Raw genomic sequence first — 22,236 nt, 5'->3', positions numbered from 1 at the left:
GGCTTGGCTCACTTCTTGGCGACGACCGTCAACAACACCGCCGAATCCTCGAGAGCGGCAAGGCTGTGACGTTCGTGCGGTATCGGGAGGTAGTCTCCTGCGCTGCCCTCCACCGAGGAGCTCACCGACCGCAGCTGCACCCGGCCTCGCAACACCAACAGCGTTGCCTCCCCGGGGCTTTCGTGGTCGTCCAGGCCATGGTCGGCGGTCAGTGCCAACACGGTTTGACGTAGCGTGCGCCCGCTGCCGCCGTACACGGTCTGCGCGGAACGGCCCGACGAAGCGGCCTTCGCGGCGGCGAGTTGCTCGTCGGCGAGCTGTTGTAACGACAGCGCGGTTGTCGCGGTCATGCGTCTTCCCTTCTCGCCCCGACATTCACCGTTCGGGGCGCAATATCAAACTGACTTCGCACGAGCCACCGTGCGGGTCGGGCGTCACCGACGCCTGATAGCGGGCACCGACGGCGTCGGCGTTCAGGTTGATCACCTCTTGGATGAGACCCTCCTGGATCCCGCGTACGACTTCTGGCGCCGACGCGGCCACCTCGGCCAGCGGGCACGTGCAGATCTGCACCGTCACTTCGCCGAACGAGGTCAGCAACGAACGAACCTGAAAGCCCAGTTCGTTGAGGGTGGCGACCACCATGTCGGCGATTGTGGCCTCGGGGCGCCTGCGGGCCAACCGGACCCGATGGGCCAGGTCCGCACCGATCCGGTGGGCACGTTGTTCGCGCTCCTGCGCCGTTCCGCCCAGGTGGGCGGCGAACAGCGAGACGATGTCGGCGTAGTCGAACCGGGGCGCCGGTTCGTACGTGAGCCGCGGTCGCCCCGCTCGACCGGCCTTGGCCGTGTTGCCCCGCCGGATGAAGCCCTGCTCCTCCAGCGTCGTCAGGTGGAAGCGGGCCGTGGTGATGTGGATCTGCAGCGCGTCGGCGACTTGTTGGGCGTCGACCGGGTCCGCGGCGTTCTTCAGCAGGCTCAACACTTTCTGGCGCTGCTGGCCTGCCGCCCGTTCCGGCTGCGCATCGAGGTCGTGGCGCGACACTGGCATGGTTCGAGTCTGTCACGTCGTCGGCACGACACCGACCACCGCAACCGCGGTCAGTGCGCGCCGATAGCGGTGGAACGTCTTGCGCATACCGATGACCCGCTTGCGCGCGGCAGGCCTGCCGACCAAGTTGCCGACGATGCGTAACGCACCGGTGAGCCCCTCGTCGGCCAGGACCCGCGCTGGATTGAGCAGCGCCATCTTCGCGTGGTCGACGGTCACGACCTCGAATCCGGCCTCGGTCAGCAGCGCCACCCATTCCGACGTCGTCAGCGGCCGCGCGTTGACCTTGATCGCGCGCGCCATGTCGCGCCGGATCTCGTCCTTGGTGTCCTGCGGGAGGTCGTCGGGCTGCAGGCCGAGTTCGTGGATCGCGTAGCGGCCGCCCGGCCGCAGTACTCGGAAGGCCTCGGCGACGATCGCGCGCTTGTCGCGGTCGCCCTGCATCGTCAGCATCGCCTCGCCGATCACCACATCGGCGCTGCCGGAGGGCAATCCGGTCTCGGCGGCGTTGGCCACCACGACCTTGCCGTCGACGGGAGCAACAACGGCGCGCACCGTCTCACTGGTGGCGGCGGTGTCGTCGACCCCGACGTAGGAGCGCGGTTGTTGGGCGACGATGTCGGTGGCGGTGCGGCCCAGTCCCGGACCGAGCTCGACGACGTCGGCGCCGTTGATCTTGGCGGCAGCGAGCAGTCGGCTGGTCAGCTCGAGCCCGCCAGGCCGCAGCACTCGCTTGCCCAAGCGGGCCAGCAGCCAGTGGCCCGGCAGGTCGGCATCGGACCGTTGCGCGAGCGGAAGTGATTCTTTGCCTGTCATTTTTGGATTGTCCTTCCCACGGCGGCGATCACGAAGATCGCCGTGAAAACTGAGCATGCGTAGAGCAGTGCGCCGGTCTGGCCCCACGGCGGCGTGAGCACGGTGTCCTGTCCGGTGGCGTACACCGCGTTCAACAGTGGCATGAAACGCTGGAGCGTCGCTCCGCTCGGCAGATAACCGGCCGCGGTCTCGGCGACAAACGCCCACAACAGGATGCCGCCTACCGCGGCGAGCGGCGAGCGGGTGAGGGCCCCGACTCCCACACCCGCCCCCGCCGCGAACAGCGCCAGCACCGGCACCGTCCACAACAGTCGCAGCCCGACATCGTCGGTCAGCGACACCGGTCCATAGACCATGGGCGCCACGGCCGGCAGGCCCGCGAGCACGACGACGAGGGTCGCGCCGGCCACGAGCGCGCCCAGAGCACCGTAGAACACCCACCGGCCGAGCAACACCGGCCAGGCGTGTGGCATGGCCAGGCATACGTGTTCGCCTGCGCCGTAGCGGCTTTCAGCGGCCTGACCGTCGGCTCCCGCAACGGCCACCAGCGCGACGGTGATCGTGATGACCCAGTAAGCCGCGTTCGAGGTCGTCACCTGCAGCACCGAGATCTGGCCCGGGATCCGCGCGAACGACTCCGCGACGAGCGCGATGCCGAACGTGATCACCACAGGGACGATCACCGCGGCGGGCGCCACCACCGTCCACAGCCGGCTGCGACCGCCGGTGCGAATGATCTCGGCACGCGCGCTGCGCGCCACCGCGACGGCGCTCACGCGCACTCCAGCAGGGTTTCCTCGAGCCATTCCCGGGCGTCGGCACCGTTAGGCGTCAACTGCGCCAGCTTGCCGGCGGCCTGCATCCGGCCGCGGCTGAGCACGGCGACGTGGTCGGCGGTCAGCGCCACTTCGCCGAGCAGGTGGGTGGCGACGACGACCGTGCGGCCCTGGTCGGCGAGCCGACGAAGCAGTGACCGGAACCAGACGATGCCGGGAACGTCGAGACCGTTGAGGGGTTCGTCGAACAGCAGCGTCTGCGGGTCGGCCAGCAGTGTGGCGGCGATGGCCACGCGCTGGCGCATGCCCAGTGACAGCCGGTCGATGCGTATCGAGCGGTGGTCGTGTAGTTCGGTCTCGCGGACGACCTCGTCGAGGCGGGCGCCGTCGATACCCGAAAGCGCTGCGAGCCAAGACAAATGGCGTTGCACGGTATGGCGGGGGTTCATGGAGGTCGGACCCAGGTGGAATCCCAGCAGGCGATGGTCGTGACCGGGGCGACATCCGCAGACGGAGATCGTTCCGCTGTCGGGACGGATCAGCCCGGCGAGCAACCGCAGCAGCGTGGTCTTGCCCGCACCGTTGAGGCCGAGCAGCGCGGTGACGGCGCCGGCGGGAAAGGTGACGGTGACGTCGTCGACGGCGCGGTGCGGTCCGAACGACTTCGTCAACCCAACGACTTCGATCACGCGGACATCATTCGAAATTGCACGGGATCGGCAGGCCGAGAGTCTTGATGCCGTTGCACAGCGACTTGCTCGCCAGCTTCCACTGACCGTCGATCCGGCGCCATTCGGCTTCTACGCGCACGGTCGGCGCCCCCTGCCTACTGGCGTTGATGATCGCGGTGTGGCGATCGCCGTCGTGGGTCTCGGGACCGGTCACCGCGCTCGAACCGCGCGGCGGGCGGAAGAAACCGATCCGGTAGACCATCTTCGGCACCACCACCGCCCGCTCGCCGCCCTCGAGCTGAGCGGCCTTGACCGCGTCCGGGGCGGGAGTGCCGACCAGCAGCCGGATCTGCGCATCGAGTTCGGCAAGAGTCGGGACCTCGGAGGTGATCGCGAATTCATGCGCGGGAGCGGGCTGAGCATGCGCCGCGGGGGCAAATGTGGCGGCGGCGATCGTCGCGGCCGCGAGAACGCACAAGCGCTTGAGCATCATCCGGACTCCTATTTAGAGGAAATCTTTGCGGTTAATGTAGGCGTCGAAGTGAGATGAGGCAAGCCTTACCTGATCAACTACGGGAGCTGTCGTTCGGACACGGCTACAGTTGCGCGCTGTGGGGTCTTCATCACTGCGATTCACCCTCGCTCGGCGGACCCTGTCAGCGATCACCTTTCTGCTGCTCGGTTACGTCGCAGTCCTAGCCCTCCTACCGGAACTGCGTGACAGGATGCCAGCGGGACTGCGCTGGTTCGGGGAGCCGGCCTCATGGGTTTCCATCGCGATCGTCACCGCGCTTCTTATCTTGTTAGGCCTGCTCATTTTTCAGGCGCACGGAGTCCGGCACACAGGGGCGCCGTTGGCGGTCGTGGTCGGCCTCGCGCTGATAAGTCTGACTCTGGCGCTCGCCGCGTACTGGGACTGCCACGACGAATCGCACCCGAGGTTTTTCACACCGTTGATGTGGACGGCCGGCGTCGTCAAAGGCGGCACCGGTGATCAATCGCTCAATTCCGGGACGTGCCCGTCGCCTACGCCCGTGGCGCTCGAAATCGCACGGCTGTGTGCCCTTTTCGCGGTTTTTCTCAGTGTCGTCGGCGTGGCGCTCGCCCTTTTCAGATCGAGAATGGACCGCCTCCGCGTCTACTTCGCTCGATCGGTAACCGCACTTGTCGGAGTCGACGAGGATTCAGAGCCGATGGTCAGCGCCATCGCCCGCACTCTGGGGCACAGCAGCACCCTGGTGGTCGTTACCTCGGTACCGGACACGCAATACGTGAGCGCGGCCCGCCAGCATGGGGCACGCATCGTCACCACCGACTTCGCCCGAGCCGAAGCACTCGCCTCTCTGCCGTTCTGGCACAAGCTGGACCGGCTCTACCTGCTATCGATAGATCCGTCCAGCAATGTCCAACGCCTCGGAATAATCACGAAGCGGCTGAGCGAAGTTGTTCAGCGACAACGGATTCCACTCATCGTCCGGATCGATGACCCGTGGCAAGCGATCGCTTGGCGGGCGCAGCACTTCGGCGGCGCGGAGACGCGCTGGGCAGCAGATACGGTGGGCAAGTACGAGGTGACGGCTCGTCGGCTGCTCGACCAAATCGTCGCCGACCCCCAAATCGAGCGCATCCTGGTATGCGGTACCTCGCCGTTGACGTTGGCCCTGTGTGCGGACATGGCACAACGCCAGTTGGAGCAGGACTACTATTCCGCGCCCGACGCTGCGCCGCTGCCGCGGCTCACATTGATCTCCGAGAACGCTGAAGAGTATCGGCACGACCACGAGTATCTGCGCGAGCAACTTGGCCTGCCGCCTCGCCGGCCCACTGTGGAGGCGCTCAATGAGGATCCATCCGTTGCTCAAGTGATGTCGATGGTCGGCGCTCAGAACGGCCGAGACACCACCGCCGTGATTTTGGTGGACGGGGCGACCAGTGAGGTCAGCAAGGGCACCCGCCTGGCCGCACGGTTATTGACCACGCCGATCTGGGCTTGGGACCCGAACGCAGGGGGGTCGGAGAGTCCGGTCTCGCTGGTCGGAAGGCTGCGCACGTACCGATTGAGCATGGACCTGCCGGGCGGACAAGCTCACGATGCGTGGGAACGGGCGGCCCGACTGATTCACGAGCGCTACGCCGCCGCCGCCGGTCATGCAACTCCCGCATCGGCGCCCTGGGTTGAGCTCGACGAGTTCTACCGGGGCTCGAACCGCCGCCAAGTCCAGAACGCGTTGTGGATGGTCGAAAAGATCGGCGGCCATACGTGGAACACCTTCGGCAGTCCACCTGATTCGCTGTCGATCACCGCACTCGGCGAGAAAAATCCACTCGAACAACTCCTGCTGATGGGATTTGATCGCGAGACAGCCATCGCGATGGCCCGCGCCGAGCATGAGGACTGGTGTCGCTACTACGTCAGGGCCGGCTGGAAGTTCGGAACCCCGCGGGACGACTCCCGCAAGGTTCACGACAAGCTAGTGGACTGGTCTGTCATCGAGGCCGATGCCGCGTTACTGGACAAAGCGCTGGGCAGCCTGGCCGGCACTCTGTTGAAGCTGCGTGAGTTGGGTTACCGGTCAAGACCGAGGGACGACGCAGCTTCGGCTCGAGACGGTGACGACGACCAATGGCGACGGTTTCGCCAGACGGGCACCGTCATGGCCGAGCGACGAGACGAGGCGTGGACGTGGAAAACTCGCTCGGGCCAGACCATGCAGGCCAGCGCCGGGGATTGGGCGGTCAAGGATTCGGCAGATGGGCAGCTGTGGTCGGTTCGCGACGACATCTTCCGCGCCCGCTACGAGCACGTCGACGGCCGCTGTTGGCGACGCTATGGCACGGTCGAAGCACGACCGGCACGAGACGGCGAGATCGTTGACACCCTCGAAGGGCCCGTAACTGCCGCTGCCGGCGACTGGGTAGTGCGCGGCGAGCACGGGGATCACTGGCCGGTTCCCGGTGACGAGTTTGCGCAACGATACGAGGGCCCGCTCCCGCCGTAGTTGCTGAGTTCGATATCTTGTCGCCCCGCGAAAGCCGATCGTGGTAGTTTGCGGGTGATTCGCTGCCGTTGAGGCTCGCGGCGAAACATTTGCCACGCCATTCGGCGAGGGGGTCTGTATGGGTTCCGTCCTGAGGGTGAGAGCCGCGGCGGCCACGCTCGTCGCGGGGGTGGCGGCCATCGCGAGCATGATCTGAGATGCGCTACGACGGCTTCATCTCGTATTCGCATGCGGCAGACGGCCGGTTGGCGCCGTCGTTACAGAAGGCGCTACAGCGACTTGCCAAGCCGTGGTACCGGCGGCGGTCGCTCGAAATCTTCCGTGACGAAACGGGTTTGTCGGTCGATCCGCACCTGTGGGGAGCCATCGTCAAAGCACTCGATGACGCCGCCTGGTTCGTCCTGCTGACCTCGCCACGAGCGGCGCAGTCCGAATGGGTCAACCGGGAGATCGAGCACTGGAAGGCCCATCGCTCCGTCGACCGGATCCTGCCGGTGGTCACCGACGGGCACTGGGAATGGGACGAAGCCGCAGGCGACTTCACCGAGGACTCCGATGCGGTGCCGCCCGCGCTTCGCGGGGTATTCACCGACGAGCCTCGCCATTTGGATCTGCGCTGGGCGCGGGAAGAAGAACAACTTGAGTTGCGCGACAGCAGATTTCGTAATGCGGTCGCGGAGATCGCCGCGCCGATGCACGGCTGCACCAAGGACGAGATCGAAGGTGAGGATGTCCGCCAGCACCGGCGAACCGTGCGCATCGCCTGGTCGGCGGCCGCCACCCTTGCCGTTCTGACCGTTGTTGCCGTCGTGGCAGGCACCATTGCGGTCTACAACGCCAACCGCGCCGAGCAACGGCGGATCCAAGCCGAAGCTCAGCGACTCGCGGCCCAGAGCCAGACGGAGCTCGAACGGCCCGACCTCGCTTTCCTGCTGGCCGCTCAGGGGTACCGACTCGATCCGTCCGTCAGGACCGCGAGCGCTCTACTCACGGCCGTGGCGAATATGCCCGAGATCAAACAACGCATCCCCACCGCCTCGCCGGTGACAGGGGTAGCCATTTCCGAAGCAACCGATCGCGTATGGATCGGTACGGCCGACGGTGACGTCATTGTTCATCGCTTCTCGGACGGCACGGAACTGGCCCGGTCGGATGCACATTTCAATCGCGAGGTCGTGGCGATGGCCAGATCCGGCGACGACTCCGTTGTCGTCACCGACGGCACGGTCATCGCCACCCTCGATGGCGCGGCTGCCACGACGTCACTGCGCACCCCCGACCAAGCGGTTCTCAGCCTTGCTGTGGATGCGTCGGGCCGCATCGCGGCGGGCACCGTCAGCGGCGGGGTTCTCGTCTGGGAGCCTGACAACACCCGGGCGGCCACGACATTCAGGGGGATCGTCGACGGCACAGACGGCGAGTATGCGTGGATCACCGCGCTGGCCTGGACACCCGACGGCGACCTGATTGTGGCGGGTCAGGACGGCGGCCTTCGCCGCTTCAACCCCGCCACGCCCGAGACCCCGGTCTGGCACCAGCAAGACACCAGCGATCCCGGCGGGTGGGTGTCGGCAGTCACCGTCGTCGACGACGGCACCATCGTGACCGGCGGCACCGACGGCTCGACCGGGTTCTGGGATGCCGCGACGGGTGAGCTGACCGACGCCGGCCGGGCCTCGATGCACCTCGACTCGGTGCGCGCCCTCGCGGTCACCGGTGACCCACCCGAAGAGGGGTCTGTGGCGTCGGTGAGCGACGACGGCTCCCTGCTGTACTGGAACCATCTGGTGGGCACGCCGCCGCTACCCCCTATCCGAGTCGACGAGCAGGCCGCGACCTCGGTCGCGTGGGATCCCGCCAACCCGAGCCACGGCGTCACGGGCGGCCAAGCTGGGGGCGCCTTGCTGTTGGACTACGGTGAGGATCAACGTCGTCCGCTCGCCCGCACGCCGAAAGATTTGGGCGATGTGGCGTCTGTGGCGATCTCAGCATCAGGTGACCGGCTGGCCTTGACCCGTGTCAAGGACTGGCGGGAAGGCCGCGAGGGCAGTATCGAAGTCGTCAGCGAACTGTTTATGACCGACCCTGACGAGGTGGCCGCCACCGGCCCGTCGGCGGTGATCGATGCCGACGTCAACAAGCTCGTCTTCACTCCGGACGGCTCGAGGTTGCTGGCCGCCACCGATGACGGCAGCGTGGCGGTGTGGGATGGCAGCGTCCCTGAGGTGACCCTGACCGCCGTAGCCGAAGATCAAGCCGTGAACCGGCTCGCCGTTTCCTCCGATGGCGCCACCGTCGCCACCGGCGCGCTCGACCTGAACACCGAATCGCTCGACTCGGCAACTGTGCGAACCTGGCGGTTGGACGGCAGCAAGCTCGTCGAGAAGGACCGTATCGACAACATGCCGTATGGCTATGGGCTGGCATTCACACCGGACGGCTCGCGCCTGATCGTCGGCGGCGCCAACAAATTGGTAGTCGTCCCCCTGGATGGCGGGGACACGGTCACGGCCGAGTTCCCGGACGACTCAACACGTTCGCTGGCCGTCTCCCCTGACGGCGCGACGGTCGCAGTTGGCCTGTTCAGCGGACCCGTACGGTTGGTCGACACGCAGACCGGCAAGGTCACCGGGGACGATCTACGGGTGGCAAGTCGGGTGAGCGACATGGCTTTTGATCAAGACGGCAAGAATCTCGTCACGGTCTCCGAAGACGGCAGCCTGATCATCTGGGATGTGGCCAGCCGGTCCAGGTTGGCCGACCGGCCCCTAATAGCGGTTGAGCGTAGCGCCGCAGGAGCCGGACGGTTGGCGACAAGCCTCGGAGTTGCTCGAGACGTCGCCGTCACTGCGTCAAACGCGGACGGGCGACTGGCGATCTGGTCGTTGAACCCCGATGATTGGATCGCCGAGGGGTGCGAGGTGCATCGACGGGACCTGTCCGAAGCCGAAAAGGACCGCTTCGACCTCGAAGGCGCCGACCCTGTGTGCGTCGGTTAGGGGCTTGGGAGCCGGGGGCAGACCGCGGGTGTAACCCTCGTTCCTCACGCCGGCTCTACAACATGCAGGACACGCAGCCCTCCACCTCAGTGCCTTCCAAAGCCATTTGGCGCAGCCGGATGTAGTACAGCGTCTTGATGCCCTTACGCCAGGCGTAGATCTGCGCCTTGTTGACGTCGCGCGTGGTGGCCGTGTCCTTGAAGAACAGCGTCAGGCTCAAACCCTGGTCCACATGTTGGGTGGCCGCGGCGTAGGTGTCGATGACCTTCTCGTACCCGATCTCGTACGCGTCCTGGAAGTACTCCAGGTTGTCATTGGTCATGTACGGCGCCGGGTAGTAGACGCGGCCGATCTTGCCTTCCTTGCGGATCTCGACCTTGCTGGCGATCGGGTGGATCGAGCTGGTCGAGTGATTGATGTAGGAGATCGACCCCGTCGGCGGCACGGCCTGCAGGTTCTGGTTGTAGATGCCGTGCTGCTGCACCGACTCCTTCAGCCGATTCCAGTCCTCCTGGTCGGGGATCCGGATGCCGGCATCGGCGAAGAGCTGACGAACCTTGTCGGTCTTGGGCTCCCACACCTGCTCGGTGTACTTGTCGAAGAACTCCCCCGACTTGTACTTCGACTTCTCGAACCCCTTGAACGCGCTACCCCGTTCGATCGCAATGCGATTCGACGCCCGCAGCGCGTGATACAGCACGGTGTAGAAGTAGATGTTCGTGAAATCCACACCCTCTTCGGATCCGTAGAAGATCCGCTCGCGGGCCAGGTACCCGTGAAGGTTCATCTGGCCGAGGCCGATGGCGTGAGAGTCGTTGTTGCCCTGTTCGATCGACGGCACGGACGTGATGTGCGTCTGATCGCTCACCGCGGTCAGCGCACGGATGGCCACCTCGATGGTCTGTGCGAAGTCAGGCGAGTCCATCGCCTTGGCGATGTTCAACGAGCCCAAATTGCACGAGATGTCCTTGCCGATCTTCTTGTAGGACAAGTCCTCGTTGAACTCCGAGGGAGTCGACACCTGCAGGATCTCTGAGCACAGGTTCGAGTGGGTGATCTTGCCGTCGATCGGGTTCGACCGGTTCACCGTGTCCTCGAACATGATGTACGGGTAGCCCGACTCGAACTGCAGCTCGGCCAGGGTCTGGAAGAACTCTCGCGCCTTGATCTTCGTCTTGCGGATCCGGCTGTCGTCGACCATCTCGTAGTACTTCTCGGTGACCGAGATGTCGGCGAACGGCAAACCGTAGACCCGTTCGACGTCATACGGCGAGAACAGGTACATGTCCTCGTTCTTCTTGGCCAGCTCGAACGTGATGTCGGGGATCACCACGCCCAGACTCAGCGTCTTGATCCGGATCTTCTCGTCGGCGTTCTCGCGCTTGGTGTCGAGGAACCGGTAGATATCGGGATGGTGGGCGTGCAGATAGACCGCACCGGCGCCCTGGCGTGCGCCGAGCTGATTGGCGTAGGAGAACGAGTCCTCGAGCAGCTTCATGATCGGGATGACGCCCGAGCTCTGGTTCTCGATGTTCTTGATCGGTGCGCCGTGTTCCCGAATGTTGGTCAGCAGCAACGCGACTCCGCCGCCGCGCTTGGACAGCTGCAGCGCCGAGTTGATGGAGCGTCCGATCGACTCCATGTTGTCCTCGATGCGCAGCAGGAAGCACGACACCGGCTCGCCGCGCTGCTTCTTGCCCGAGTTGAGGAACGTCGGCGTGGCCGGCTGGAAGCGGCCGTCGATGATCTCGTCGACGAGCTTCTCGGCCAGCGTGGTGTCACCGGCGGCCAGGGTGAGCGCCACCATGACTACGCGGTCCTCGAAGCGCTCGAGGTACCGCTTTCCGTCAAAGGTCTTCAGCGTGTAGGAGGTGTAGTACTTGAACGCACCGAGGAACGTCGGGAACCGAAACTTCTTGGCGTACGCCCGATCCAGCAGCGTCTTGACGAAGTTACGCGAGTACTGGTCGAGTACCTCACGCTCGTAGTACTCCTTCTGGATCAGGTAGTCGAGTTTCTCGTCCTGGTTGTGGAAGAAGACCGTGTTCTGGTTGACGTGCTGCAGGAAGTACTCGCGCGCGGCCAGCACATCCTTGTCGAACTGAATCCTGCCGTCGGCGTCGTACAGATTCAGCATCGCATTGAGCGCGTGGTAGTCCGTCTCGCCCGGCAGCGTTGCCGGCGCGGACGTTACAGGCTCTGCAGCTGTGACGGTTGGTGACACGTCTGGTCCTTCCAAAAGTCTTCCAAACCCGAACGGACGGCGGCGACGTCGTCCGGGGTTCCCATCAGTTCGAAGCGGTACAGGTACGGAACGCCGCACTTGCGGGACACGACATTGCCCGCGTAGGCGAACTCGGCGCCGAAGTTGTTGTTGCCCGCGGCGATGACGCCGCGGATCAACGACCGGTTGTGTTCATTGTTGAGGAACGCGATGACCTGTTTGGGCACATAGCCACCGTCGTTGATGTCCGGCGTGGCCCGCCCACCGCCGTAGGTGGGCAGAACCAACACGTAGGGTTCGTCGACCTCGATGCGCCCATGCAGCGGGATCCGGATCGCGGGCAGGCCCAGCTTCTGGACGAAGCGATGGGTGTTCTCCGAGACACTGGAGAAGTACACGAGGTTGCTCATCACGCACCCCCCTTTCTGCCCGTCGAGTACCCGTAGGCCGGCTGAGCCGCTTAAGCCGTTGCCGCGACCGCTCCGAGTGCCTTGATGCGGTCGGGCCGGAAGCCCGACCAGTGCTCGTTGCCGGCCACGACGACCGGGGCCTGCAGGTAGCCCAGGGCCATCACGTAGTCGCGGGCTTCGCTGTCGAGGCTGATGTCGACGGTCTCGTAGGCGATGCCCTGCTTGTCCAACGCCTTGTAGGTGGCGTTGCACTGCACGCATGCGGGCTTCGTGTACACGGTGATCGAGTGCTGAGTCATCTGCGGTTCGGCTCCTCTACAACTGGCCCTGCACGCTGGCTGGCAACTGGTCGGACACTTCTTGTTGCCGAGATTCATGGAATTTCAGCAACCCGCAGACCCGGAAAATTCCTGCCGTCCGAGGCCGCCGCCGCCGTGTCTGGGAAACCCATACAACCGGGGTCGGGGGCTCCGGCCGACCCTCGGAAAGCTTGGGAATCGTGGGGCCTGTCGGTGCTTCGAAACACTACACCTAGTGTCCGACATTGCGAAGGAATACCAGATGTTCTGAATAACAATTCTGGAATTCCCAGGTCGTAAGCTCTTTGTAGCGGCGCGCCTCGGCGTGTCGCACGTCACACCGAGGGCGTGTCGCACCCTCCGCGCTAGATGTGGCCAGCGATGCGCCAGATATAGCAGCCGGTACCGACATAGCTGCCGAACGTGGAATCCCGCCAGCAAAGCCGCCGTGAGCTTCTCAGACCCCGAGCCGACGGCCCTGTCCGCGCCAAACGGTCAGCCGATTTCCGCGACCAGTTTCCCGATGACGTCGCGCAGGTTCGCCGCCACCTCGGCGTTCTCCCGCGGATGCCTCCCGTCGAAGGACTTGCTCGGCACCGACAGCTTGAGATCCTCGATGACCCGCGGTCCGGCGATGGCGAAGCTCTTACGGGTCTCGTCATGCGCCCACTGGCCGCCGTACTGCCCGAGGGCCGCGCCGACGACCGCGAGCGGCTTGTCCTTGAGCGCGCTGTTGCCGTACGGCCGCGACAACCAGTCGATCGCGTTCTTGAGCACGCCCGGGATGCTGCCGTTGTACTCGGGGGTCACGACCAACGCGGCGTCGGCATCGGCGGCAGCTTGGCGCAGCGCCGCCACGGGGTCGGCCGCTCCCCCGCGTTGGGTGTCGTTGTCGATGTCCTCGTTGTAGAACGGCAACTCGCCCAGCCTGTCGAAAAAGTCCAGACGAACACCGTCGGGAGCGGCTTCCAGTGCGAGTTCGACCAACTGCCGGTTGATCGACGCCGCTCGCAGGCTGCCCAGCAACACCAGCACGTTCGCCTTCGCAGTGTCCGACATCTTTCCAGTCCCTTCAATCGCCGATGAAAACATTCGCACAAGAGAACCGGACTGCGGTCCGAATAATTCCGTCTGAACTAAACTGCTGACATGGCCGCCCCTCGTCCGCTCAACGAGCTGCCGGTCACCGACCAGAGTCCCCAGGAACGCGGTGACGCTGCGCGCAACCGCACCTTACTTCTGGACGCCGCGCGCCGTCTCATCGCCGATCGGGGTGCCGACTCGGTCACCACCGACGACATCGCCACCGCGGCAGGCGTCGGCAAGGGCACCTTGTTCCGCCGATTCGGCAGCCGCGCCGGGTTGATGATCGTGCTGCTCGATGAGGACGAGAAGGCGCACCAGGAAGCGTTCCTGTTCGGTCCGCCGCCTCTGGGTCCCGGCGCGCCGCCGCTGGAGCGGCTGCTGGCCTACGGGCGGGATCGGTTGACGTTCGTACACAAGCATCACGCGCTGCTCTCCGACGCCAACCGGGACCCCCAAATGCGGTTCACCACCCCCGCGACGCTGCACCATCGCCACGTTCGGGTCTTGCTGGAGTCCGCGGGCACGACCGGCGACCTCGATGCACAGGCCGCCGCGCTGGTGGCATTGCTCGACGCGGACTATGTGCAGCATCAGCTCCAGGAGCGCGGCGCGACGATCGAGTCGCTCGGTGACGCGTGGGAGTCGGTGGCGCGCAAGCTGTGCGGCCGATGAGTGCGTGCGCGACGAGCAGAAGGCCCCGATGAGACGCTGGGTCCTGCATGTCGATCTCGACCAGTTCCAGGCCGCCGTCGAGATCCGCCGCAAGCCGCAACTGGCCGGGCTGCCGATCATCGTCGGCGGCAACGGCGACCCGGACGAGCCCCGCAAGGTCGTCACGTGCGCGTCGTATCCGGCCAGGACATACGGCGTGCGGGCGGGCATGCCGTTGCGCAGCGCCGCCCGCAAGTGCCCGGATGCGACGTTTCTTCCGTTTGACACCGATGCCTACGACGAGGCCTCCGAGGAGGTCATGGGCTTGCTGCGCGACTTCGGCCATCCCGTGGAGGTGTGGGGTTGGGACGAGGCCTACGTCGGCATCGAGCTGGATGACTCGCAGAGCCCGTTCGAGTTCGCCGAGCGGATCCGCGAGGTGATCGCCGCCGAAACGGGTCTGTCGTGCTCGGTGGGGATCAGCGACAACAAGCAGCGCGCCAAGGTCGCGACCGGCTTCGGCAAGCCGAGACGGGAGCCCGGTGACTCGGCGGGGGTGTACCAACTCACCGACGAGAACTGGATGGCCGTGATGGGCGACCGTGAAGTCGACGCGCTCTGGGGAATCGGCCCGAAGACGGCGAAGAAGCTTGCGACGATGGGCATCAGCACCGTCGCCGACCTCGCCGGCACCGACGCGACCGTGCTCACCGAGACTTTCGGCCCAACCACCGGGCTGTGGATCCTGCTGCTCGCCAAGGGTGGCGGAGACACCGACGTCAGCGCCGCACCATGGGTGCCGCGGTCGCGCAGCCACGTCATCACCTTCCCTCGCGACTTGACCGAGCGCGACGAGATGAACACCGCGGTCGTCGATTTGGCGCGGCAGACGCTGAACGAGATCGTCGAGCAGAATCGGGTCGTCACCCGGGTGGCGGTGACGGTGCGAACCAAGACCTTCTACACCAGGACCAAGATCCGCAAGCTCCCCGAACCCACAGTGGACGAAACGCAGATCACGCGAACGGCGCTCGACATACTCGCCCAGTTCGAACTCGACCGGCCTGTCCGGTTGTTGGGCGTGCGACTCGAACTGGCGCCGCCGGAAGGCGGGTACTGAGGTGCTCACCACGGTCGCCATCCGCGGATACCGCTCGCTGCGCGAGATCGTGCTGCCGCTCGCGCAGCTGACCGTCGTCACCGGCGCCAACGGGACGGGGAAGTCGTCGCTGTATCGGGCGTTGCGCCTGCTCGCCGACTGCGGCCGCGGTGAGGTGATCGGATCGCTGGCCCGCGAGGGTGGGCTGCAGTCGGTGCTGTGGGCGGGTCCCGAAGAACTCGGCGGAGCGCGCCGCACCGGACAGGTGCAAGGCACGACGCGCACGGGTCCGGTGTCACTCGAACTGGGTTTCGCCACAGATGACTTCGGATACCTCGTCGACCTCGGTCTTCCTCAGATGGCGGGCCATGAATCGCTGTTCTCACTCGATCCGGAGATCAAGCGCGAGGCGGTGTTCGCGGGCCCCGTCATGCGCAACAGTTCGACCCTGGTGCGCCGGACCCGTGACTACGTCGAGGCGCGCGCCGAAAGCGGACGCGGATTCGACAAAGTGACGCAAGCACTTCCGGCCTACCGCAGTGTGCTCGCCGAATACGCCCATCCCGGTGCGCATCCGGAGCTTGCGGCGGTGCGGGACCGGTTGCGCAACTGGCGCTTCTACGACGGCTTTCGCGTCGATCCCGCGGCGCCCTCCCGACAACGCACCGTCGGGACCCGCACGCCCGTGCTCTCCGACGACGGCAGCGACCTGGCCGCCGCGATCCAGACCATCATCGAGGCAGGTCACGACGACCTGCAACGGGCCATCGCCGGGGCCTTCGATGGCGCGACGGTGACGATTTCCGTGCACGACGGGCTGTTCGATCTGCAGCTGCATCAGCCGGGTATGCTGCGGCCGCTGCGGGCCGCCGAATTATCCGACGGCACACTGCGATTCCTTCTATGGGCCGCTGCGCTGCTGAGCCCGCGGCCACCGTCGCTGATGGTGCTCAACGAACCGGAGACATCCTTGCACCCCGACCTGGTGGGCCCGCTGGCGTCGCTGATCCGCGCCGCGGCCGACACCACGCAGGTCGTCGTCGTCACCCATTCCAAGGCCCTACTCGGACACCTCGACACCGTTCCCGTCCGCGAGGACCCCGAGAGGGAGGCGGCCGCAGTCGAGATCCCGTTGTACAAGGACCTCGGCGAAACACGGGTCGAGGGCCTCGGCATGCTCACCATGCCCGCGTGGGACTGGGGTAAGCGCTAACCCCGTTGCGCCGACGGTCGCAGCGCCTTGGTGAATAACACGTTCGCCCCGCGCATCGCGACGCTGTACGGCCACCACAACGTGCGCTTGAACAGATAGAGCGCCCTGATGTCGGCCGAGGTGTAGATCAGAAACCGGTTGCGCCGCACGCCTTTGAGGATGCACTCGGCGGCACGCTCGGGCGAGACCGCGTGCCCGCTGAAGCGATCGGTCCACTTCTTGACCCGTGGGTCTTCGCGGTCGACGCCGGCGATCTGAACCGTCTGCACCAGAGGCGTTTTCACCGCCCCCGGAACCACCACCGACACGCCGATGCGGTGGCGGGCCAGATCGAAGCGCAGTACCTCGGACATGCCGCGCAGCCCGAACTTGCTCGCGCTGTAGGCCGCATGCCAGGGCAGCGCGACCAGCCCGGCCGCCGAGGACACGTTGACGATGTGGCCGCCCGTGCCTGCCGCGACCATCCGCGGCACGAACGCCTCGATGACGTGGATCGGTCCCATCAGGTTGATGTCGACCATGGACTTCCAGTGTTGGTGCGTCAGCGTCGAGACGGTGCCCCACGCCGATACCCCCGCGATGTTCATCACGATGTCCATCGCGGGGTGACGCGAATGAATGTCGTCGGCGAACGCGACCACCGCGTCGTAGTCGGAGATATCAAGAGCGCGGTACTCGGCCACTTCGGCACCCAGGGCGCGCGCGTCGGCGACGGTCTTTTCCAGACCTTCGGCGTCGCGGTCGGTCAGATAGAGCTCGGCGCCCTCGGCGGCCAGCTTCAATGCGGTCGCGCGGCCGATGCCGCTGGCGGCCCCGGTCAAAAAACAACGCTTGTTCGCATACCCGGTGTGCGCCATGGCGGTGAGGATACTGACCCTCGGCCTTACCGCTGGCCGGACGGCTGCATGTGCCCCCAGAACGCCGCCACCCACAGCCGCTCGAGGGTGTCCACGGCCCGGCGGGGGTCGATCCCGCGGCCGACGAACGTACTGTCGTGCGTCAGCGTCATCGTCGTGGTCGCGGCCAGTGTCCGGACGAGCGCGGGCAGGTCACCGGAGATCGGGCGCGCGTCGGCGTCGTTCTCCAGCAGCGCGATCAGCTTGTCGATGATGCCGTCGTAGAAGTCGTCCATCATCTCGCGGATCTTGGCGTCGGTGTTGCGCGCCACCGCACACGCGGTCAGCACCGGGTCGTCGTTGGCGTATACCGCTGCCGCGCTGCCCACCATCCGTTTCGCGAACGCCTCGGGCGTCTCCCCCGGCTCGCGGGGTGCGAAGTGGTGGGTGAGGCTGTCGAGCATCTCGCCGGCGCCCGCCAGGATCTCGGCGAGCACCGCGTACTTGGAGTCGAAGTAGAAGTAAAACCCGGAGCGGGCGACACCGGCGTATTCGCTTATGGCGCTGACCGACAGATCCGCGAACGGCTGTTGCTGAACCAGGTCGCGCACGGCGCTGAGGATCGCGTCACGCTGCCGGTCACCGCGGCTGCGACGCGTTTGCGATGCTGGTTGGGCGCTCATCGCCCTAGACCTTTGCACCGCGCCGCGCCAGAACAAAACTTGACATGCGTCAAGTCTGCCATCCAGGATGGTGATGAGAGTGACAACGGCCACATTCCTTTGCATCAGGAGCTCGTGAATGACCGCGACGATCAGCACGACGGACTATCTGCTCGACCAGGCCAAGCGCCGGTTGACCCCGTCGTTCAACAACTTCCCCGGCATGGGAATCGTTGAGCGCAAGCTGCTCAACACGGATTTCCCACAGAAGCCGATGGCCGAGCCGCCCCCGGGCAGCGATCTCAAGCCGGTGATCGGCGACGCCGGTCTGCCGATCCTCGGGCACATGATCGAGATGTTCCGTGGCGGACCGGACTATCTGCTGCACGTCTACCGCAAGTACGGCCCGCTGTATTACGCCGACTCGCCTGCGCTGCCCGCCGTCGCGGCGCTGGGCCCCGACGCCGCGCAGGCCGTCTACTCCAACCGCAACAAGGACTTCTCCCAGCAGGGCTGGGTTCCGGTGATCGGGCCGTTCTTCCATCGCGGCCTGATGCTCCTGGACTTCGAGGAGCACATGTTCCACCGGCGCATCATGCAGGAGGCGTTCGTCCGCTCCCGGCTGGTCGGATACCAGGAGCAGGTCGACCACGTGGTCTCGCAGGTGATCGCCAACGACTGGGTCGTCAACGACGGGCGCTTCCTGATGTACCCGGCGATGAAGGAACTGACCCTCGACATCGCCTCGATGGTGTTCATGGGCCACGAACCCGGCTCCGACAAGGAGCTGGTCACCAAGGTCAACCAGGCGTTCACCACCACGACCCGCGCCGGCAACGCGATCATCCGCAAACCGGTGCGCCCGTTCACCTGGTGGCGCGGTATGCAGGCCCGCAAGCTGCTCGAGGAGTACTTCGAGGAGCGGGTCAAGGAACGCCGCGGCAAGGACGGCTCGGATCTGTTGACGGTGCTGTGCCACACCGAGGACGAGGACGGCAACAAGTTCTCCGACGAGGACATCGTCAACCACATGATCTTCTTGATGATGGCCGCGCATGACACGTCGACCTCGACGGCGACGACGATGATCTACCACCTCGCCAAACATCCCGAGTGGCAGGAGCGCTGCCGCGAGGAGTCCGATCGCCTCGGAGACGGGCCTGCCGACATCGAGTCGCTGGACAAGCTCGAGTCGCTGGATCTGGTGATGAACGAGTCGATCCGCCTGGTGACGCCGGTGCAGTGGGCCATGCGTCAAACCGTGCGCGACACCGAGCTGCTCGGCTACTACCTGCCGAAGGGCACCAACGTCATCGCCTATCCGGGGATGAACCACCGGCTCGAGGAGTTCTACCCCGACCCGATGAAGTTCGACCCGTTGCGGTTCACCGAGCCGCGCAACGAGCACAAGCAGCACCGCTACGCGTTCAGCCCCTTCGGCGGCGGCGCGCACAAGTGCATCGGCATGACCTTCGGCCAGCTGGAGGTCAAGACAATCCTGCACCGGCTGCTGCGCAAGTACCGGCTCGAACTGCCCCGCCCGGACTACACGACCGAGTGGGATTACGGCGGCATGCCGGTGCCCAAGGACGGCATGCACATCGTGCTGCGTCCGCTGCACTGACCCGTCGTTGCCGCGAAATGGCATTCCAGCAGCGATTGTTCGAGTGACGGCCTGCCGGAATGCAATTTCGCGGCGCTCAGGCGGCGGGTCAGATCAGGACGCCACCAGCAGGCGATTGGCACACGCGATGACGGCGCTCAACGCCGACTGCGTGGCGTCCTCGGACAGCCCCATCGCCCACTCCGAATTCAGCCCGTCGGAGCCGCGGATGAAGGTGGCGGTGCGCTCACCGGCGCGCACCTGGTGAAAGGCGGTCATCTCCACCGAGATCCCGCGGTCGTAGAGCATCGAGGTCAGTGCGGCGACGGGACCGGGCGCGGCCGCTGTCGTCGTGCAGATGCGGTCCCCGATGGCCAGCGTCGCCTGATAGTTGCGCGGGCCCAGCCGGTGAGCGGGGCGACTGCCGTCGGCGCAGCTCCAGTTGCCCAGCCTCACCGGTCCCGACGTGGGCGCGTACTCGGCGAGAAAGGTGTCGAAAGACATCGCGTCGGCCTCCTCGCGCAGACCGCGGGGCGGCGGGGCGTCGAGACAGGCCGCGAACGCCGACGGTGCGCTGGTAGCGGATTGTGTTGCAAACGAGGTCATGTGCCGGTCTTTTCTTCCAAGAGAAGTGACCGACTACGTAGCGACGACCCACAGCGAGGGGTCGGTCAGATCAGACCCCGCTGCGGGTTGCTACTACGAGTCGCCTCGGCACGCGTTCGATCGTAGACAACCACCGACCGGGCCGCAAAGAAAAAACCGTTCGCAAACTGACCGTCGGTCCTTCGCCTTCCGACTGTCTTTCTGCGCGGAGGACCGCTGGGAGTGGTCCGACCCCGTCACCAGGATGCACGGCTATCCGCCCGGGAGGCCGCACCGGCGGATCCGCGGCCAGGGCGGCGAGCGCAGCAACGCCTGCTGACTGACGGCGGCCGAGCGAGGCAGATCACAGCGCCTTGAATCTTCGGACGCCACGTGCTGGCCGTAGCGTGACCTTCGATGACGTGGGCCCTGCTGTTCGCCGCCGGCGTTCTCGGCGGGCTCACCGGCAGCATCGCCGGGTTGGCTTCGGTGGCCACCTATCCCGCGCTGCTGCTCTTCGGGTTGCCCCCGGTCACCGCCAATGTGACGAACACCGTGGCGCTGGTGTTCAACGGCATCGGCTCGGTGTTGGGGTCGCGTCCAGAACTCAGGGGGCAGGGCCGGTGGATCCTGCGCACCGCACCGATCGCGGTGGTCGGCGGTGTGGCCGGCGCCGCGCTGCTGCTCACCACGCCCGCCGAGGGCTTCGAGAGATCGGTGCCGATTCTGCTCGGTGTCGCCTCAGTGGCGATCCTGCTGCCCCGCCGGGCTCCCGGTGACGAGCCGAGCACGGGGCGTCGCCGTGCAGCGGTGGTCATCGAGGCGAGCGCGGTGTTCCTGATCTGTATCTACGGCGGCTATTTCGGTGCGGCCGCGGGTGTGCTGCTGCTGGCGCTCCTCTTGCGCACCGGCCACGCGTCGCTTGCGGAGGCCAACGCGGGCAAGAACGTGATCCTGGGTGTGGCGAACCTCGTGGCGGCCGTGGTGTTCGCGATGCTGGCGCCGGTGCAGTGGGGTGCGATGTTGGTGCTGGGCCTGGGCTGTCTGATCGGCTCCCGGCTCGGGCCGGTCGTCGTGCGGCACGCACCCGCCGGGCCGTTGCGTGTGATGATCGGCGCGGCCGGCGTGGCGCTGGCCGTCCAGCTGGCGATCGACACCTACGCCTAGAGCTCGAAGGGGCTGTCGCCCTTGATCACCCGCTTGCCGAGGTCGATGAGGTTCTGGGCGTTGGCATGCAACCGCTCCCCCGCGTCCCGGCTCGCCTGACCGATCAGGAACCGCGACCAGGTGCCCTCGATGACGATCCCCAGCTTGAAGCACGCCATCGCGACATACCAATCGAGGCTTGATGTTTCGCGGCCACCGGCTTCGAGGTAGGCGTCGAGGAGTTCGCGACGGGTGGCCAGTCCGCCGAGCGCGGCGAGCTCTGCGCCCGCGGTGATCGTGTTGGTCTCCAACGGCCAGCAGATCAGCATCCAGCCCAGATCGAGCAGCGGATCGCCGATCGTGCACATCTCCCAGTCGACGAACGCCGCCACCTCTGGCCTGTCGCGACGCAGCAGCACATTGCTCAGGTGCGGGTCACCGTGCAGGACACCCGGCCGACCCTCCGGCGGCAGGTTCGACGCCAGCCACTCGGCGAGTTCGGTCACGGCAAGCGACTCGGGGTCGTATCGGTCGTGGCGGTAGCTCTCGAGCAAACGGAGGAACTGCGGAACCTGGCGCTCCAGAAAGGATCCCGGCCGTTTAAGCTCGGCGAGCGGGCTGCCCTCCCACTCGACCTGCCCGAGCGCGGCCAGGCTCGCCGCATACGACAACCCCACTTGATGGCGCATAGCCGGATCGCGCACGTAGGCCTCCGACATGTCATCGCCGGGGTTGAAGCCGTCGACCACTTCCATCAGGTAGAAGACCACGCCGAGGACGCTGAGATCCTCACAGCCGGCGATGAATCCGGGATGCGGCACCGGTGTCCCCGCCAGCGTCCGCAACGCCGCGATCTCGCGCAGCATCGTCTTGTCGCTCGTCGGCCGCGGATGTGCCGGCGGTCGACGAAGCACCATGGGCCGGTCGTCGATCAGCAAGCGCACCACGATGTTCTGCGTCCCGCCGGTCAGCGGTTCGACGTCGCTGACCGTCGTCCCCAGACCCTGCGCGCGCACCCACTGCTGGAGTGCGGCCTGGTCGTCGTGGCTCAGTGTCGGAAGTTGATGCGCGTCGTCGGGCATGCAGCCATCGTGTCAGGTCGGTCGCGGAA

Annotated in this window: 21 protein-coding genes; 7 read left to right on the top strand and 14 right to left on the bottom strand. The window is 66.0% G+C overall.

What is annotated here, in order from left to right; genetic code table 11:
* Positions 1-8 precede the first annotated feature (8 nt).
* From CEX87_RS15315 to CEX87_RS15290, 6 genes are read right to left on the bottom strand one after another with little or no spacing between them, the layout of a single operon-like run.
* Positions 9-350 (bottom strand): cupin domain-containing protein, encoded by a 342-nt coding sequence (locus tag CEX87_RS15315; protein ID WP_064425142.1) that lies wholly within the window; start codon positions 348-350, stop codon positions 9-11.
* Positions 351-375: 25 nt separating this feature from the next.
* On the bottom strand, positions 376-1,050 hold the full coding sequence (locus CEX87_RS15310; RefSeq protein ID WP_064417663.1) for a helix-turn-helix transcriptional regulator: 675 nt from the start codon (positions 1,048-1,050) through the stop codon (positions 376-378).
* 12 nt (positions 1,051-1,062) lie between these two features.
* Positions 1,063-1,866 carry a class I SAM-dependent methyltransferase gene (locus CEX87_RS15305; RefSeq protein WP_064417662.1) on the bottom strand — a complete coding sequence of 268 codons (804 nt, stop codon included), beginning with the start codon at positions 1,864-1,866 and terminating at the stop codon, positions 1,063-1,065.
* Positions 1,863-2,672: an ABC transporter permease gene (locus tag CEX87_RS15300; protein ID WP_094287956.1), complete on the bottom strand. Its 810-nt coding sequence runs from the start codon at positions 2,670-2,672 to the stop codon at positions 1,863-1,865. The genes CEX87_RS15305 and CEX87_RS15300 overlap by 4 nt, the downstream gene beginning before the upstream one ends.
* Positions 2,639-3,331, bottom strand: coding sequence for an ABC transporter ATP-binding protein (locus CEX87_RS15295; protein WP_064417660.1), 693 nt, complete (start codon positions 3,329-3,331; stop codon positions 2,639-2,641). The genes CEX87_RS15300 and CEX87_RS15295 overlap by 34 nt, the downstream gene beginning before the upstream one ends.
* Before the next feature lie 7 nt (positions 3,332-3,338).
* On the bottom strand, positions 3,339-3,803 hold the full coding sequence (locus tag CEX87_RS15290; RefSeq protein ID WP_064398824.1) for a hypothetical protein: 465 nt from the start codon (positions 3,801-3,803) through the stop codon (positions 3,339-3,341).
* Between the two features lie 703 nt (positions 3,804-4,506).
* On the opposite strand from CEX87_RS15290, the gene CEX87_RS15285 reads away from it, so the two are divergent.
* Positions 4,507-6,312: a hypothetical protein gene (locus CEX87_RS15285; RefSeq protein ID WP_233151392.1), complete on the top strand. Its 1,806-nt coding sequence runs from the start codon at positions 4,507-4,509 to the stop codon at positions 6,310-6,312.
* Between the two features lie 197 nt (positions 6,313-6,509).
* Positions 6,510-9,311 (top strand): TIR domain-containing protein, encoded by a 2,802-nt coding sequence (locus CEX87_RS15280; protein WP_094287954.1) that lies wholly within the window; start codon positions 6,510-6,512, stop codon positions 9,309-9,311.
* A gap of 55 nt (positions 9,312-9,366) precedes the next feature.
* Here the strand turns inward: CEX87_RS15280 and nrdE are convergent, their stop codons facing one another.
* The 4 genes from nrdE to CEX87_RS15260 form a co-directional block, all read right to left on the bottom strand.
* Complete coding sequence (nrdE, locus tag CEX87_RS15275; RefSeq protein ID WP_174523481.1) at positions 9,367-11,484, bottom strand: class 1b ribonucleoside-diphosphate reductase subunit alpha; 2,118 nt, start codon at positions 11,482-11,484, stop codon at positions 9,367-9,369.
* 17 nt (positions 11,485-11,501) lie between these two features.
* A complete protein-coding gene (gene nrdI, locus CEX87_RS15270) occupies positions 11,502-11,945 on the bottom strand; it encodes a class Ib ribonucleoside-diphosphate reductase assembly flavoprotein NrdI (protein WP_064398397.1) in 444 nt (147 codons plus the stop codon).
* A 50-nt stretch (positions 11,946-11,995) separates the two neighbouring features.
* A complete protein-coding gene (locus tag CEX87_RS15265) occupies positions 11,996-12,244 on the bottom strand; it encodes a redoxin NrdH (RefSeq protein WP_064348903.1) in 249 nt (82 codons plus the stop codon).
* A gap of 495 nt (positions 12,245-12,739) precedes the next feature.
* Positions 12,740-13,303, bottom strand: a complete 564-nt coding sequence (locus CEX87_RS15260; RefSeq protein ID WP_064417656.1) for an NAD(P)H-dependent oxidoreductase — start codon at positions 13,301-13,303, stop codon at positions 12,740-12,742.
* A gap of 90 nt (positions 13,304-13,393) precedes the next feature.
* Here CEX87_RS15260 and CEX87_RS15255 point away from each other — a divergent pair, with 90 nt between their 5' ends.
* The 3 genes from CEX87_RS15255 to CEX87_RS15245 are packed head-to-tail and all read left to right on the top strand — an operon-like array spanning position 13,394 to position 16,293.
* Positions 13,394-14,002: a TetR/AcrR family transcriptional regulator gene (locus tag CEX87_RS15255; RefSeq protein WP_064398393.1), complete on the top strand. Its 609-nt coding sequence runs from the start codon at positions 13,394-13,396 to the stop codon at positions 14,000-14,002.
* A 28-nt stretch (positions 14,003-14,030) separates the two neighbouring features.
* The gene (locus CEX87_RS15250; RefSeq protein ID WP_094288014.1) at positions 14,031-15,101 is read left to right on the top strand and encodes a DNA polymerase IV; all 1,071 of its coding nucleotides are present in this window, start codon (positions 14,031-14,033) and stop codon (positions 15,099-15,101) included.
* A gap of 1 nt (position 15,102) precedes the next feature.
* Positions 15,103-16,293: an AAA family ATPase gene (locus CEX87_RS15245; RefSeq protein WP_064417655.1), complete on the top strand. Its 1,191-nt coding sequence runs from the start codon at positions 15,103-15,105 to the stop codon at positions 16,291-16,293.
* On the opposite strand, the gene CEX87_RS15240 is transcribed toward CEX87_RS15245, so the two are convergent.
* Together CEX87_RS15240 and CEX87_RS15235 are read right to left on the bottom strand one after the other, a co-directional pair.
* Positions 16,290-17,150, bottom strand: coding sequence for an SDR family oxidoreductase (locus CEX87_RS15240; protein WP_064398389.1), 861 nt, complete (start codon positions 17,148-17,150; stop codon positions 16,290-16,292). The genes CEX87_RS15245 and CEX87_RS15240 overlap by 4 nt on opposite strands.
* 26 nt (positions 17,151-17,176) lie before the next feature.
* Positions 17,177-17,812: a TetR/AcrR family transcriptional regulator gene (locus CEX87_RS15235; RefSeq protein ID WP_094287952.1), complete on the bottom strand. Its 636-nt coding sequence runs from the start codon at positions 17,810-17,812 to the stop codon at positions 17,177-17,179.
* A 118-nt stretch (positions 17,813-17,930) separates the two neighbouring features.
* Here CEX87_RS15235 and CEX87_RS15230 point away from each other — a divergent pair, with 118 nt between their 5' ends.
* Entirely contained in the window at positions 17,931-19,415 is a 1,485-nt protein-coding gene (locus CEX87_RS15230; RefSeq protein WP_094287950.1) for a cytochrome P450, read from the top strand.
* A 93-nt stretch (positions 19,416-19,508) separates the two neighbouring features.
* Here the strand turns inward: CEX87_RS15230 and CEX87_RS15225 are convergent, their stop codons facing one another.
* The gene (locus CEX87_RS15225; RefSeq protein WP_064398382.1) at positions 19,509-20,000 is read right to left on the bottom strand and encodes a hypothetical protein; all 492 of its coding nucleotides are present in this window, start codon (positions 19,998-20,000) and stop codon (positions 19,509-19,511) included.
* Positions 20,001-20,396: 396 nt separating this feature from the next.
* Between CEX87_RS15225 and CEX87_RS15220 the strand changes: the two genes are divergently transcribed.
* Positions 20,397-21,146, top strand: coding sequence for a sulfite exporter TauE/SafE family protein (locus tag CEX87_RS15220; protein WP_094287948.1), 750 nt, complete (start codon positions 20,397-20,399; stop codon positions 21,144-21,146).
* On the opposite strand, the gene CEX87_RS15215 is transcribed toward CEX87_RS15220, so the two are convergent.
* Positions 21,143-22,207, bottom strand: coding sequence for a phosphotransferase family protein (locus CEX87_RS15215; RefSeq protein WP_064425134.1), 1,065 nt, complete (start codon positions 22,205-22,207; stop codon positions 21,143-21,145). The two genes, CEX87_RS15220 and CEX87_RS15215, sit on opposite strands and share 4 nt — an antisense overlap.
* Between the last annotated feature and the right edge of the window lie 29 nt (positions 22,208-22,236).

The organism is Mycobacterium lehmannii, from assembly GCF_002245535.1.
GTDB lineage: Bacteria > Actinomycetota > Actinomycetes > Mycobacteriales > Mycobacteriaceae > Mycobacterium > Mycobacterium lehmannii.
The sequence above is the reverse complement of the archived record's forward strand: the minus strand, read 5'-3'. Positions and strand labels throughout refer to the sequence as shown.

Coding starts and splice junctions, on each gene's coding strand:
- CEX87_RS15305 (WP_064417662.1), bottom strand. CDS start 1,866: ATGACAGGCAAAGAATCACTTCCGCTCGCGCAACGGTCCGATGCCGAC.
- CEX87_RS15285 (WP_233151392.1), top strand. CDS start 4,507: ATGGTCAGCGCCATCGCCCGCACTCTGGGGCACAGCAGCACCCTGGTG.
- CEX87_RS15290 (WP_064398824.1), bottom strand. CDS start 3,803: ATGCTCAAGCGCTTGTGCGTTCTCGCGGCCGCGACGATCGCCGCCGCC.
- CEX87_RS15240 (WP_064398389.1), bottom strand. CDS start 17,150: ATGGCGCACACCGGGTATGCGAACAAGCGTTGTTTTTTGACCGGGGCC.
- CEX87_RS15300 (WP_094287956.1), bottom strand. CDS start 2,672: ATGGCTCGAGGAAACCCTGCTGGAGTGCGCGTGAGCGCCGTCGCGGTG.
- CEX87_RS15260 (WP_064417656.1), bottom strand. CDS start 13,303: ATGTCGGACACTGCGAAGGCGAACGTGCTGGTGTTGCTGGGCAGCCTG.
- CEX87_RS15215 (WP_064425134.1), bottom strand. CDS start 22,207: ATGCCCGACGACGCGCATCAACTTCCGACACTGAGCCACGACGACCAG.
- CEX87_RS15235 (WP_094287952.1), bottom strand. CDS start 17,812: ATGAGCGCCCAACCAGCATCGCAAACGCGTCGCAGCCGCGGTGACCGG.
- CEX87_RS15280 (WP_094287954.1), top strand. CDS start 6,510: ATGCGCTACGACGGCTTCATCTCGTATTCGCATGCGGCAGACGGCCGG.
- CEX87_RS15315 (WP_064425142.1), bottom strand. CDS start 350: ATGACCGCGACAACCGCGCTGTCGTTACAACAGCTCGCCGACGAGCAA.
- CEX87_RS15250 (WP_094288014.1), top strand. CDS start 14,031: ATGAGACGCTGGGTCCTGCATGTCGATCTCGACCAGTTCCAGGCCGCC.
- CEX87_RS15265 (WP_064348903.1), bottom strand. CDS start 12,244: ATGACTCAGCACTCGATCACCGTGTACACGAAGCCCGCATGCGTGCAG.
- CEX87_RS15220 (WP_094287948.1), top strand. CDS start 20,397: ATGACGTGGGCCCTGCTGTTCGCCGCCGGCGTTCTCGGCGGGCTCACC.
- CEX87_RS15310 (WP_064417663.1), bottom strand. CDS start 1,050: ATGCCAGTGTCGCGCCACGACCTCGATGCGCAGCCGGAACGGGCGGCA.
- CEX87_RS15255 (WP_064398393.1), top strand. CDS start 13,394: ATGGCCGCCCCTCGTCCGCTCAACGAGCTGCCGGTCACCGACCAGAGT.
- nrdI (WP_064398397.1), bottom strand. CDS start 11,945: ATGAGCAACCTCGTGTACTTCTCCAGTGTCTCGGAGAACACCCATCGC.
- CEX87_RS15230 (WP_094287950.1), top strand. CDS start 17,931: ATGACCGCGACGATCAGCACGACGGACTATCTGCTCGACCAGGCCAAG.
- CEX87_RS15225 (WP_064398382.1), bottom strand. CDS start 20,000: ATGACCTCGTTTGCAACACAATCCGCTACCAGCGCACCGTCGGCGTTC.